Consider the following 12,177-nt stretch of genomic DNA (forward strand, 5'->3'; position numbering starts at 1 on the left):
GGAACTTCGACCCTCACGCGCGCCCAATAGTAGTCTTCGAGCAGTGGGTGGGCGCGCTGCTACATATCTGCGCTACTTTTTGGTCGAATTAGCTGCCCCAGCAAGAAAGATCCGCTCAACTATCGTAGGCTTGCAGGAAGGTCCGCTATTGAGCAATCCGTCTATCGGCGTCATCTTGCGCTTCGGGTCGTACGCTGATATTTGGCCCAAAAATCTTGGAGTAGGGATTGGCATGCGCTTACCTTCCTCACTTGCCAATCGCACTAATCCAGACGAATATCGCTACCTAAACTACCTTGGCTGCGTTTGGAAAGTCCAGGGGTGCAACTGGTTCGGGTTAACTGAGTTCGCTCAGGTATGCCCAAACACCGGCGTTTCCGCCATTCACTTCAACTTCCAAATCACTTAAGGATTGACCATGAAGAAACTGACTCCAACTCTTCTCTTTGCAAGTATGTTGTTGGCCGGCTCCGCCGCAATGTCACAGCCCCAAGATAAAAATGTAACATTGATGGCCTGCATGAAGAAAGACCCCACGAGTAAGGAATGCGAAAAAAATGGTGAGTTGAAGAAAAATGCCACGGCAAAAAACGAGAAGAAAGAGCCTATGAAGAAGGCTGCTGCGAAACCTTAGGGCAGTCTCTGTGTTAAGCATGATGAGTGCGCCCGAAGTGTTCGAACGACATCTCATACGAGAGCTGTTTTCCAACGGATCATCGGAACAATGAATTTCTCTGAAGAATCATTACAGCCTAGGGCGTATCTCACTTGAGGGCAACTGTCGCTACGGGGCAAGTGTTGCCTTTCGCGAATGACCGCTTTGTGGATGGCAAGCTGTAAACACTGCACTGCCTGATGCGCATCCGCACCTGGGCTGTTCTCAGGGCCTGGGCTTGTACGCCTTCGGCGCCCGCCGTTGGAGCCCGCTGGTTCGCACCCACACTAGCCAGTTCGAATCGGGTCGCTTTAATGCCAGACGTGGGCTATCGACACCCGTGAGCTTTGAAGCATGCGAACCGAACGGCCTGACCCCAAGCAGAGATCGATCAAAAGCAGCTATGGGCATCGCTCACACTCCAACCTGCACGCTCAGAACCCGGCTTATCGGTGGGCCTCACACTTTTCTCTCATCCCTGTAAGAAACAACGCGCTTGCCCGACTTACGCTCATACCGGCAATCACCGGCCTGTGGTTTGAGGTATCTACAAGGAGCAACATATGGCGGCGGCATTTCGCGCACTGGTGTTGTCGGTTTCGTGTCTTTTGAGCGTGGCATGCCTGCCTGCACAAGCCAAAGAGGCTGCCGTCTACACAGCATTCTTGAGCAAGACCGCACTTGGCGGCTACGACCCCGTAGCCTATTTCACTGAACAAAAACCGGTCAAAGGAGCAGCACAGTTTGCCGCGTCCTACAAAGGCGTCGAATGGCGCTTCTCTAGCGTGGAGAACCGCAATAAATTTTTGGCGGATCCGGAGCACTTCGCGCCCCAATACGGTGGCTACTGCGCATGGGCTGTGGCCCAGGGCTACACCGCCTCGGGTGACCCGCAGCGTTGGAAAATTGTCGATAACAAGCTCTACCTGAACTACGACGCTGAAGTGCAGAAGAAGTGGGAAAAGAACATTCCCGAGTTCGTCAAGTCTGCAGACAAAAACTGGCCTACTGCTTTGGATAAATGAACCACACTCATATGGTTCAAACACGGTCAAATTAAACTCTTGTGCGCTGTAGCAGCCAAGATTGCACTTTGCAGCCATGCCGGTTTGCATGCGGTAGGTGCCCACGACTTGGTTGTTACGCAAGTCCCTGACTACAAAGTGATCGCAAATACTGTAAAAAGCGTCCACATCTCGTTGCTGTTCGTCGGAAGGGGACTAGCCTTCACCCAATTCACGGTGGAACACCTCGTATCGCAACGCCTGCGCGAGCGCGACGTCACGATGGCGAGTTACGCTAGACCGTTTGCCTGTCTAGCAGCAAGGTTCTTGCCACTGAAACACATGCCTATCCAAATCACCCCCAAACTTCAACGTAATGCCCGGTTGCTGGCAGTTGTACTGTTCCTTGTCGCATTGCTGGTGGTTGCGCAGTTGTCTGGCCTCCGCGCACATTTCACGCTGGTGTTTTTACGTGAGACTCTCGCGACCAATCCGGTTACTGGCGTCACAGTGTTTGTGCTGCTGTTCGGTTTGGGCAATCTGATTCAAATTCCGGGGTGGATCTTTCTGGCTGCTGCGGTCTTGGCTTTCGGCGAGGTCGCCGGAGGATTTATCACCTACCTAGCTGCCACCATCTCCTGCTCGGTAACTTTTTTGACGATCCGTTTGTTGGGCGGAAACGCTTTGCAATCGCTCAGAAATCGCTTTGCGTTGCGTGTCATGCAGCGGCTCCACGCGCATCCTGTTCAAAGTGTGGTGCTACTGCGAACCGTTTTTCAAACACTGCCAGCGCTGAACTTCGCCTTGGCAATGTCGGGTATCAGCTTCAAAAGGTACCTGGTCGGCACGTTATGCGGCTTGCCTTTGCCGATTGCCCTTTATTGCCAATTTTTCGACTTTCTTTTGCATCTGAAGACATGATGATTTTTCAGCGCCATGTCTCTTTTGGGTTCATCGGTTCATTGCCAGGAAGTGGCACGTTTGATTGCGCCAGAAGACGGCCTTGCAATCTCTTGCACCGTCATCGACAAAGTGTTTGCCTGGGCGGGATCCACGTTTAACCTGAATGCGTCCCTTTTTTTTCGAAACGTTGGTGCTGCCGTCATGGGGCTATTCGGCCAAGGCTCCTGTCTGGCAACCTGCCGCAGCGTTTGTCCAGCGGCATGTTCGTATTCGTTGTCTGTAAGAATTTTGCCTACCGTCCGACAAACCGGCATTGATACCCATCAAATGTCCGGAAGGAGCCTTACGTGGCAGCATCCATTTTCATGACCGACAGATCGGCGTCTGTTGATCCCATCCGGGGTGCCAGTTCCGTCGCATTGCAAGATCAGCTGGCGCGATGCAATCGCCAGCTGGGCGATTGGGTTGCATGTCCTTCCGGCAAAACGCCTGAGGGTAAAAAAATAATTGCCAATCTGCGCGCCCAGATTGGGAGTATTGAGTCTCGAATGGGCACAAATTCCTCAAACAATTCAGCCCCATCACTGGTCCCGGCACCCGCCACATCCGTGGCGCCGATATCAACATTGGGTTCTTTGGTAAGCGTTTATGCCTGACGCCCGCTTGCGTAACGATTTCGCCTTCCGCACCCAGGTAATTTTGGTCTTTGCCGTCGCTCTGGCCGGTGGTGCAATGGCTCAGCCCCGGTGTTCTGCAGAGTCTGGCGCCCTACGCACCCCCGTGATTGAGTTGTATACCTCCGAGGGATGTAGCTCTTGCCCACCCGCGGACCGTTGGCTAAGTACCCTCAAAGACAAATCACTGGTGGTGCAAGCCTTTCATGTGAGCTATTGGGATTACATGGGCTGGACAGATCGCTTCTCCAGTCCAGCGTTCAATGCTAGGCACCGTGAACTGGCGAAGCAGCAGGGCGCGCGTTTTGTATACACCCCCCAAATCGTGCGTGACGGCAAGGACTGGCGTGACTATGCAGGACAGGTACCAGAGGCTGGTGAACGTGCGAGAGTACAGATCGCCCTGCAACGGGTTGGTGTGAGCGACATGTACGAGGCGCGTGTAAACCCATTGCCGGGTGTTGCTAGATGGAGTGCATACTGGACTATCACCGAGCACGGCCATGTCTCGAAAGTCAAAGCCGGAGAAAACAACGGCTCTTATTTGAAGCACGATTTTGTGGTTCGTCAGTTCGTACCAATGGGGACGTTTGATGGACCGCAACTCTTAAAGCTTGACGCTGTTCCCGGCCAACCCGAACATCCTAGACAGATTAACCTCGTGGTCACAAATGCCAAGACCAGTGCTCCGTTGCAGGCGCTCAGTTTGCAGTGTCTTGCCAAAAGCTCTTGAAGTGTATATCTCAGGATATTGGGACTGCAGGTCGCTGAAGCCAATGAAGTACCAATGGGCGTAACCAACATTGTGGTGAACTGCCCGACAGATCCGATCTGTGGATGGCCTTGGAATTTGTGTCGTCGACAAACCGGTCAGACACTAAGGTATGAGTCGGCGCCTCTTGCCTCACTGGTGCTTGCGAATTCCTTTGAAAAGACCAAGCAGAGAAGTTTAGGAGTGTCCGCTTTTGGGTAACTCGATATAACACATAGATTTCCGTTATGGATCGAATGCGAGCTCGCAAATTGAACTTGGCCCCCTACGCACCATTGTCCGAACGCTCGCATCGACACGCTGTGCCGTCCTCCATCCGCAGCCGGATCAGGCCCAGGTGATCTGATAGTCGAGGGAATGCCCAATACGCTCCGAGAAGCGGGCAACCGACTTGGCCGCCATCTTTTCGCTGACGCTGACTGGGATCAAGGTGGTGAGCCATTCGCCCAGGCCCTGCGATTCACCCTCCGGCTTGCGCGGGCCTGCGCTGGGTGTGTAGCCTACGTTCGCCTCTCTCTTGCCGGCCTTCTCCAGCAGGTCGTACAGATCACGGAACAGGATGAATGACGTGTCGTTCTGGTGCATGGGCCAGTTCACGGCTGGCAAGAAGTCCACCAGGTGGATGAGCTGGTAGTTCAGCGCGATCCAGAGGTCTGCTCCGCTCATGGTGATCGGCGCGTTGTCGATCACCCGGTGAAAGCGGATCGAGGCAATGGCATCGGCACGATGGGCGTTTTCGCGCAGCTCCTGGCGCAGCGGGCCGGCGTAGAGCAGCCGCAACACCGACGGGAAGGCCTCGACCTGGTTCCACTCCCAGGGTGTCATCAGCGGGCGCAGCGCCGGGATTTTGTCGGCGGTCATTGCAAAGGTGTTGGTGCCGGTTCCGAGGATGGAATGCAGCAGCATCACCAGTGCGGAGTGCTGGGGGTAGTGCTGCACGCTGTATTCGAAGCAGAAGTACAGGTGGTCGAGGAACGAGCCGTCGGCGTGCTCCACATTGAAGTCGCATTCGGTGACCAGAAAGTTCATCAGTTCCGGGCTCACGGCGGGCAGTGCGTGCGCCGCGCGTGCGGCCGCGTATTCGGCCTGCACGGACTGGGCGGTGGCGGCGTCCCAGTGTGCTCCCTTGCCCACGCGGGTGGTCATCACGAAGCGTGCCGCTTTGCCCTCCAGGGTCTTGAATATGGTGCGATCGAGGTCGAAGTTCGGAATCGGCTTGATCTGCACCTTGCCGGTGTGCTCAAGCGCGGCGCCACGGGCGATGGCAGCCTTGCGTTGGGTCGTTGGGTCTGGACGTTCGGTGGCGGATTGCTTCATTCGGAACCTCGATAAAAGTAATGACCCGACTGCCGTATTCGGAGTCGCTGGGCCTTGTCTATTTTCTTCATTTTTTTGACCTGCGAAGCAGGTACCAGGTCAGATGTCTGCCCGGATGCACTTTGTACACCAAATCGAATGCCGGTTTTGTCTCCACCGCGGCTTTGGGCCGGGAGCGAGTCTTTCAAAACATCGAGGCTCGCCAATGGCATGATCAAGCTATGCACGCAGCCAGACGCCACCACACAAAAATATTGATCCTCGTTGCACTTCTCACTTTGGTTTGGGGTACCAACTGGGTACTCTTTCCACTGGCCGTTGCAGAGGTCTCTGTATGGACTTTCCGCAGCATCAGTCTTCTGGGTGCTGGCGCCTTGGTGCTTCTGATTGCACGTGCACGCGGGCTTTCGTTGTCCGTGCCATCCCATGAGCGTTTGCCACTTGCCTTGGCTGGCCTGACCTATCTGTTTGTGTGGAATGTGGCGAGCACCTATGCAGCCGTTTTATTGCCATCGGGCCAGGCGGCTGTGCTCGGATTCACCATGCCCATCTGGGCCACTGTGCTGTCGTGGATATTTCTGCACCAGAGGCCTTCTGCGAGACTTCTTTTGAGCCTCGTTCTTGCAAGTTGTGGCGTGGGATTGCTTGCATTTGCGGCCCGCTCCGCATTCGCATCGGCGCCACTTGGATTTATCGCCGGTCTTTCCGCAGGGCTGGGGTGGGCCGTTGGAACACTGATGCTCAAGCGTGCGCAACTGACCGTGCCGGTCATTGTTTCGACGGGATGGCAATTGCTGATCGCTGGTGTACCGATTACGCTGGTTGCCCTCCTATTGGGCACGCGAGAGTTTTTTATCCCATCGTGGACAACCCTGCTGGTCATCGCATACATAACCATCATGCCTATGTCGCTGGGTAACGTGACCTGGTTTTCTATTGCCAACAGTCTTCCCACCAGCGTCTCGGGGCTGTCCACGGTGATGGTGCCAATGGTCGCCATGCTGACCGGTGCCATCATCCGGTCTGAACCACTGGGTCCACTGGAGATTTCCGCAATGATTTGCTGCGCCGCAGCCATGGCTTTGGTGCTGCTCAAGCGCAGTCGATAACTCGGTTCAAACGCGTTCGAGAGTGGTGGCAGGCAGGCTTGTGAGAGGAAGTTGCAAGCAAAATTGGCCCCTAGCCCCCGTGGATTTTGCGCAAGAAGCTATTAATTCAATAGCGTTTTTGCTTTGCAAACGTGTTGTGGTAACGAACAGGTGACCGTCAAACCGGCGCGTAGTTTCCGGTGCCGCCCGGCCAGGCTGTCAGCACTTCATACCCTGAGGGCGTGACCGCCACCATGTGTTCCCACTGGGCGGACAGGGACCGGTCCTTGGTCACCACGGTCCAGCCGTCGGGCAGTTGCCGGGTTTCGCGTTTGCCTGCGTTGAGCATGGGTTCGATGGTGAAGACCATGCCGGCTTCCAGCGTGAGCCCCTGGCCGCGCTGGCCGTAGTGCAGCACTTGCGGTTCATCGTGGTAAATCTGGCCAATGCCGTGGCCACAGTATTCGCGCACCACGCTGAAGTTCTCGCGGTGGGCGACCGATTGGATGGCATGGCCCACGTCACCCAGCGTCGCGCCAGGCTTGACCTGCTGGATGCCGGCGCGCAGTGCTTCGTAGGTTGTCTCTACCAGGCGCCGTGCCAACACGCCGGGTTCGCCCACAAAGAACATGCGGCTGGTGTCACCAAACCAGCCATCTTTGTTGACGGCCACATCGATGTTGACGATGTCACCTTTCTTCAGAATCTTGTCGGGGGAGGGGATGCCGTGGCATACCACCTGGTTGACAGAGGTGAGGATGGTCTTGGGATAGCCCTGGTAGCCCACATTGGCAGGGATGGCGCCTTGCACATTGACGATGTAGTCGTGGCAGATCTGGTCCAGCTTCTCGGTGCTCACGCCCGGCACCACGTGGGGCTCGATCATGGCCAGTACCTCGGCCGCCAGTTGTGCGGCCCGCCGTGACAGGGCCAGTTCTTCGGCGGACTTGATGGGGACGTCGTGCAGCATCAGTGTTTGCCTACCTCAGATACACCGGGCTTGCCCAACTGGGCGTTCGCCGCCCCGACGATGTCCAGCCCTCCTGCCAATTCAGCGCGTATCAGGAGCTGGCAGATTTCCCGGTGGTTCAGCTCCGGGTACATCTCGGTCAGCATGCCGACGCGCATCCAGTGCTCCGCCTGCGCATTGATAGACCGGCTCAGGGCGTTGCCCGCCACGCGCAGGTTCTCATGCATCTGATCCGAAATTTTGACAATACCCATGAATAACCTCTATACGAAACGTATATGAATTATATATGTTTCGTATGGTCTGACGTTATCCAGGGTTATGCCCGCATCAGGGCAGCGATCTCCGGCTTAGCGTGGCGCACCCTTGGCCAGCGCGGCTGTGCGGCTCGCTTCCAGCGCTTGGGTATCGGGCGCGGTTTGTGTGGGCCAGCCCGACAGGTGCTGCTCGGCCACCTGGCACAGCGCGGTGATCCATTCGGGGTCGTCGTTGAGGCAGGGGATGTAGTGGAAGGCCTTGCCACCGGCGTTCAGGAACGCGTGACGCGCTTCCATGTTGATTTCTTCCAGCGTCTCCAGGCAGTCGCTGGTAAAGCCGGGGCACACCACGTCCACCCGCTGCACACCGGCCTTGCCCATGGCGATCAGCGTGGGCTCGGTGTAGGGCTCCAGCCACTTGGCACGGCCCAGGCGCGACTGGAAGGTGAGGGTGTATTGGTCTTTGGTGAGGCCCAGTTGTTCCGCCAGCAGGCGGCCGGTTTTCAAACACTCGCAGTGGTACGGGTCGCCCAGGTGCAGCGTGCGCTCGGGCACGCCGTGAAAGCTCATGACCAATTGGTCTGGTCGGCCGTGGTCTTTCCAGTGGCGGCGCACGCTGGATGCCAGCGCGGCGATGTAGCCCGGATGGTCGTGGTAGCGGTTGACAAAGCGCAGCTCGGGCACGGCGCGGGTTTGCGCGGCCCAGGTGTAGACAGCGTCCAGCACGCTGGCGGTGCTGGTGCCCGAATACTGCGGGTACAGCGGCAGCACCAGCACGCGGGTCACGCCGTCGGCCTTCAGTGCGTCGAGTTGCGAAGCGATGGACGTGCTGCCGTAACGCATGGCCCAACGGACCTTGACCTGGTGGTTGCGCTGGCCCAGCCAGCCCTGCAACAGCTTGGCCTGTTTCTCGGTCCATAGCTTGAGCGGAGAGCCCTCGGGTGTCCAGATGCTGGCGTATTTGGCTGCCGACTGCGCAGGGCGAAAGCGCAGGATGATGCCGTGCAGGATGAACCACCAGATGAAGCGCGGAATTTCTATGACGCGGCGGTCCCACAAAAACTCGGCCAGATAACGGCGCACCGCTTGGGGCGTGGGCTCGTCGGGCGTACCCAGGTTGCACAGCAGAATGGCCGTGCGCTGCGGCTGGCCATGGGAATGGGTGGGTTCTGGCGAGAAGGGCATGCGCTATTCTCCCCTAGACGCATTTAACTTCGTTCGCACTCGGAAAATGGGTGTGAACAGCTCCTTGCCATGCTGGATATTTCAAAAATCAGGGCCATTACCCTGGACCTGGACGATACGCTGTGGCCGATCTGGCCCACCATTGCCCGGGCCGAAGAGCAGTTGCGCGCGTGGCTGCAAGCGCATGCGCCCGCCACCGCACAACTGGTAGCCAGCCCGCACGCGCGCCGCGAGCTGCGTGACGCGACCGAGGCGCAGTGGCCCGCGTTGGCGCACGACCTGAGTGCCATGCGCCGCGAATCGATCCGCCTGGCACTGCAACGGGCCGGGGACGATCCGGCGTTGGCCGAGCCGGCCTTTGAGGTGTTTTTTGCCGCGCGTATGCAGGTGGAGTTGTTTGAAGACGCCCGTCCCGGGCTGGCCTGGCTGGCGGCGCGTTACCCCATCGTTGCGGTCTCCAACGGCAATGCCGATGTAGGGCGCGTGGGCATTGGTGAATTTTTCGCTGCCAGCGTGAGCGCACGCGATGTGGGTGTGGGCAAGCCCGACGCACGTATCTTCCACGCGGCTGCCGAGGTGCTGAAAGTGGCCCCGGCGGAAGTGCTGCATGTGGGTGACGACGCCGCGCTTGATGTGCTCGGCGCACTGGGTGTGGGCATGCAGACGGTGTGGGTCAACCGCACCGAACAACTCTGGAGCCAGAGCCAACACCCACACGCCACGGTGGCCAGCATGACGGAGTTGTGTGATCTGCTGAAGGGCTGAAGACGTATTTCCGTTCGGGCTGAGCCTGTCGAAGCCTTTCGCAAGTCCTTGGTGTATCGAGACTGCGTTTCGCCCTTCGGCAAGCTCAGGACAGGCCAAGCGCAACGTGAACAGACTTTTTAGCGCTGCCTCAGTGCGCAGGCCGCAGGCGCAGCGTGCTCTCGGCGTGTTTCTTCACGTCGTCGGCGTCCAGGTACTGCGGCACGTAAATACCTTCGGCGTAGCGCTCGGCCTGGTCGTCGTAGTGTTTGTCGAATAGCACACCGCTCTGGCCCACCGGGTTGATGCCTAGCGCCTTGGTGGGTTCGGCGAAGTCAATCACGCGCCGGGTGGACGGGCCATAGGTCACGGCCCAGGGGGCCGGGCCAATCGGGCCGGAGAGGTTGTTGGGGGTCTCACGCCCGCCGGGCACTGGGAAGGGCCCCACGTTAAAGAGTTTGTCCAGCGGCTTTTGCATGCCCAGCGGATGGCCGTGGGTGAGGGTGTGTGTCTTGCCCCAGGACCATTCGAGCAGGCTGTTGCCATACAAACCTTGCAGGTGTTTGAGCGTGTTGACCCAGGCGATGCGCACGGTCTCAAAGCGGCTTTCCTTGGCCTTGGTGTCCACGTTGTCCCACCACGGTGAATCGGCATTGGCCACCAGCAGAGGCAGGGCGGCGTCCAGTGCGCGGGTGCGCAGCAAGTTCTTGAACTGCACCTCACCCATTTCATCTTCCATCGCGGCCTTGGCCAGTTCGTAGGTGAACTGGGTGAACAGCGTGGCAGCAATGCTGTCGCGGGTGTAGGCACCGTCCCATTTGGCCAGTGGTTCCAGGAAGGATTTTTCGTTGGGGTCGGTCACCACGGAATACAAAACTGGCATCACTTCTTGCAGGATGCGCGCGGCGTAGCCGTTGTTCACATCGAGTTGCAGTGCCTGCGCCGCAGCACTGTCCCACAGGCGGTCGGGCGCACGCAGCACGTTGTCCAGACGCTGCGCCCGGTCCACCAGGTTGTAGTAGCCCGGCACCGGTACACCGCTCCTGGGCAGGGGCTGGTGGTTGGCCGACATGATGTAGCCGCGCGATGGGTTTTCTTCCTGCGGGTTGTCGGCAAAGCGATAGAAGCCCAGCTTGTCGGCCTCACCCTTGCTGCCGTCCAGGATGAAGGTGGGGTTCACGCCCTCGGGGCGTATCGGCAGCCTGCCCGCAGCCCACCAGCCGATGTCGCCTTTGGCATTGGCCCAGACCACATTGAGGCCGGGGGCGTGGATTTTTTCGGCCGCATTGCGGGCCTTCTCGCGGGTGTCGGCGCGGTTGAGTTCGTAGAAGGCGTCGAGGATGGGGTTCTCGGTTTCCAGAAACGCCCACCACATGGCGATTGGCTTGCCTTCATCAAAGGTGTCCTTGAACGCATCGCTGATGATGGGGCCGTGTGGCGAGCGGTTGAGCACCAGTTTGACGGGGCTCTTGCCCTTGACCTGGATCACCTCGGTGCGGCTGGTCATGTCGACCCATTGGTTGTGGTACCAGACCTGCTTGGGGTTGGCCGGGTTGACCTTCTCGGCGATCAGGTCCACATCGTCGTTCTGGAACATCGTCAGGCTCCAGCCGAACTGCGTGTTGTGGCCCAGCAGCGCTACCGGATTCAGCGCCTGGTAGTGGCCGTACAACTCAAAGCCCGGGCTGCTCAGGTGCGCCTCGTACCAGACGGCGGGGGCCGAGAACGCAATGTGGGGGTCACCGGCCAGCAGCGGCTTGCCGCTGGCGGTGCGTTTGCCGGAGATGGCCCAGGCATTGCTGCCCTCGAACATGGGCACGCCAGCGGCTTCCATGGCCTCCTGGCTGGCCTGGGCCAGACGGTTCAGGCCTTCCCAATCTTTTTTGCCCAGTGCCAGTGCAGGGGCGGCGCTCAGCACACCTTCGGGGTGCCATTCGATATCAAAGTCTTTCAGGTACTGGGGGCCCAATGTGTCGCGGATATAGGTCAGCGCGGGTTCGGTCCGGAAGGCCGCCGCAAAACTGTAGGCCAGGTAACCGGTTACGGCCACGGTGTCTTGCGGCGTGAAGGGCTGCTGGGGGATGCCCAGGATGTCGAATTCGATGGGCGCGCGGTGCGTGTCCTGGTACTGGTTGATGCCGTCCAGGTAGGCCAGCAGGGCTTTGCTTGCCGGGCTTTCCATGTCCATCTTGGCCACGTATTCCTGCGCGCGCTGGCGGATGCCCAGGGTACGGAACAGCTTGTCGGTGTCCAGCAGTTTGGGGCCGAGGATTTCGGCCAGTTCCCCTTTGGCCAGCCGGCGCACCATCTCCATCTGGAACAGGCGGTCCTGTGCATGCACATAGCCCAGCGCGCGGTACATGTCGGCCTCGTTCTCGGTGCGGATGTGCGGCACACCGCGTTCGTCGTACTGCACGCTGACCGGCGCCGTGAGTTTGAAGAGATCCACTGTACCGCTGCGCACCGGTTGTTTGACGTTCAGGTACCAGGTGGCTGCGCCGCCCACTGCGAGCACCAGAACGAGCAGCAGGCCCAGCAGGATTTTCAAAGCGATGCGCATGCGGTGGTGTCTCCGGATTTTTTGTGGATTTATGGACTCAACCCGTTC

Annotated in this window: 11 protein-coding genes and 1 pseudogene; 6 read left to right on the forward strand and 6 right to left on the reverse strand. The window is 58.6% G+C overall.

All coding sequences use genetic code 11. The features are described from left to right. Window positions 1-418: 418 nt before the first annotated feature. Window positions 419-634 (forward strand): hypothetical protein, encoded by a 216-nt coding sequence (locus RS694_RS08020; protein ID WP_029708707.1) that lies wholly within the window; start codon window positions 419-421, stop codon window positions 632-634. 584 nt (window positions 635-1,218) lie between these two features. Next, the gene (locus tag RS694_RS08025) at window positions 1,219-1,680 is read left to right on the forward strand and encodes a YHS domain-containing (seleno)protein (RefSeq protein WP_029708708.1); all 462 of its coding nucleotides are present in this window, start codon (window positions 1,219-1,221) and stop codon (window positions 1,678-1,680) included. 39 nt (window positions 1,681-1,719) lie between these two features. Here the strand turns inward: RS694_RS08025 and RS694_RS21080 are convergent. Continuing rightward, window positions 1,720-1,848 (reverse strand): annotated as a pseudogene (locus RS694_RS21080) (GNAT family N-acetyltransferase); the annotation flags it as partial. 153 nt (window positions 1,849-2,001) lie between these two features. On the opposite strand from RS694_RS21080, the gene RS694_RS08035 reads away from it, so the two are divergent. Both RS694_RS08035 and RS694_RS08040 read left to right on the forward strand, forming a co-directional pair. Beyond that, the gene (locus tag RS694_RS08035) at window positions 2,002-2,580 is read left to right on the forward strand and encodes a TVP38/TMEM64 family protein (RefSeq protein ID WP_037247857.1); all 579 of its coding nucleotides are present in this window, start codon (window positions 2,002-2,004) and stop codon (window positions 2,578-2,580) included. Between the two features lie 630 nt (window positions 2,581-3,210). Continuing rightward, window positions 3,211-3,969: a DUF1223 domain-containing protein gene (locus RS694_RS08040; RefSeq protein WP_029708710.1), complete on the forward strand. Its 759-nt coding sequence runs from the start codon at window positions 3,211-3,213 to the stop codon at window positions 3,967-3,969. 366 nt (window positions 3,970-4,335) lie between these two features. On the opposite strand, the gene RS694_RS08045 is transcribed toward RS694_RS08040, so the two are convergent. Further along, window positions 4,336-5,325: a hypothetical protein gene (locus tag RS694_RS08045; protein WP_029708711.1), complete on the reverse strand. Its 990-nt coding sequence runs from the start codon at window positions 5,323-5,325 to the stop codon at window positions 4,336-4,338. A 20-nt stretch (window positions 5,326-5,345) separates the two neighbouring features. Between RS694_RS08045 and RS694_RS08050 the strand changes: the two genes are divergently transcribed. Further along, complete coding sequence (locus RS694_RS08050) at window positions 5,346-6,434, forward strand: DMT family transporter (protein ID WP_029708712.1); 1,089 nt, start codon at window positions 5,346-5,348, stop codon at window positions 6,432-6,434. Between the two features lie 157 nt (window positions 6,435-6,591). On the opposite strand, the gene map is transcribed toward RS694_RS08050, so the two are convergent. From map to hemH, 3 genes are all read right to left on the reverse strand, one after another. Next, window positions 6,592-7,383: a type I methionyl aminopeptidase gene (gene map, locus RS694_RS08055; protein ID WP_029708713.1), complete on the reverse strand. Its 792-nt coding sequence runs from the start codon at window positions 7,381-7,383 to the stop codon at window positions 6,592-6,594. Next, window positions 7,383-7,637: a ParD-like family protein gene (locus RS694_RS08060; protein WP_029708714.1), complete on the reverse strand. Its 255-nt coding sequence runs from the start codon at window positions 7,635-7,637 to the stop codon at window positions 7,383-7,385. The genes map and RS694_RS08060 overlap by 1 nt, the downstream gene beginning before the upstream one ends. A gap of 96 nt (window positions 7,638-7,733) precedes the next feature. Further along, window positions 7,734-8,825: a ferrochelatase gene (hemH, locus tag RS694_RS08065; protein WP_029708715.1), complete on the reverse strand. Its 1,092-nt coding sequence runs from the start codon at window positions 8,823-8,825 to the stop codon at window positions 7,734-7,736. Window positions 8,826-8,894: 69 nt separating this feature from the next. Between hemH and RS694_RS08070 the strand changes: the two genes are divergently transcribed. Further along, window positions 8,895-9,590: an HAD family hydrolase gene (locus RS694_RS08070; protein ID WP_029708716.1), complete on the forward strand. Its 696-nt coding sequence runs from the start codon at window positions 8,895-8,897 to the stop codon at window positions 9,588-9,590. 130 nt (window positions 9,591-9,720) lie between these two features. Here the strand turns inward: RS694_RS08070 and RS694_RS08075 are convergent, their stop codons facing one another. Continuing rightward, the gene (locus RS694_RS08075) at window positions 9,721-12,129 is read right to left on the reverse strand and encodes a penicillin acylase family protein (RefSeq protein WP_276324437.1); all 2,409 of its coding nucleotides are present in this window, start codon (window positions 12,127-12,129) and stop codon (window positions 9,721-9,723) included. Window positions 12,130-12,177: the final 48 nt, after the last annotated feature.

Source organism: Rhodoferax saidenbachensis (assembly GCF_001955715.1).
Taxonomy (GTDB): Bacteria; Pseudomonadota; Gammaproteobacteria; order Burkholderiales; family Burkholderiaceae_C; genus Allorhodoferax; species Allorhodoferax saidenbachensis.

Excerpts from the sequence above, each read along its gene's own strand:
- RS694_RS08020 (WP_029708707.1), top strand. The coding sequence starts at position 419 with ATGAAGAAACTGACTCCAACTCTTCTCTTTGCAAGTATGTTGTTGGCC.
- RS694_RS08025 (WP_029708708.1), top strand. The coding sequence starts at position 1,219 with ATGGCGGCGGCATTTCGCGCACTGGTGTTGTCGGTTTCGTGTCTTTTG.
- RS694_RS08035 (WP_037247857.1), top strand. The coding sequence starts at position 2,002 with ATGCCTATCCAAATCACCCCCAAACTTCAACGTAATGCCCGGTTGCTG.
- RS694_RS08040 (WP_029708710.1), top strand. The coding sequence starts at position 3,211 with ATGCCTGACGCCCGCTTGCGTAACGATTTCGCCTTCCGCACCCAGGTA.
- RS694_RS08045 (WP_029708711.1), bottom strand. The coding sequence starts at position 5,325 with ATGAAGCAATCCGCCACCGAACGTCCAGACCCAACGACCCAACGCAAG.
- RS694_RS08050 (WP_029708712.1), top strand. The coding sequence starts at position 5,346 with ATGACCCGACTGCCGTATTCGGAGTCGCTGGGCCTTGTCTATTTTCTT.
- map (WP_029708713.1), bottom strand. The coding sequence starts at position 7,383 with ATGCTGCACGACGTCCCCATCAAGTCCGCCGAAGAACTGGCCCTGTCA.
- RS694_RS08060 (WP_029708714.1), bottom strand. The coding sequence starts at position 7,637 with ATGGGTATTGTCAAAATTTCGGATCAGATGCATGAGAACCTGCGCGTG.
- hemH (WP_029708715.1), bottom strand. The coding sequence starts at position 8,825 with ATGCCCTTCTCGCCAGAACCCACCCATTCCCATGGCCAGCCGCAGCGC.
- RS694_RS08070 (WP_029708716.1), top strand. The coding sequence starts at position 8,895 with ATGCTGGATATTTCAAAAATCAGGGCCATTACCCTGGACCTGGACGAT.
- RS694_RS08075 (WP_276324437.1), bottom strand. The coding sequence starts at position 12,129 with ATGCGCATCGCTTTGAAAATCCTGCTGGGCCTGCTGCTCGTTCTGGTG.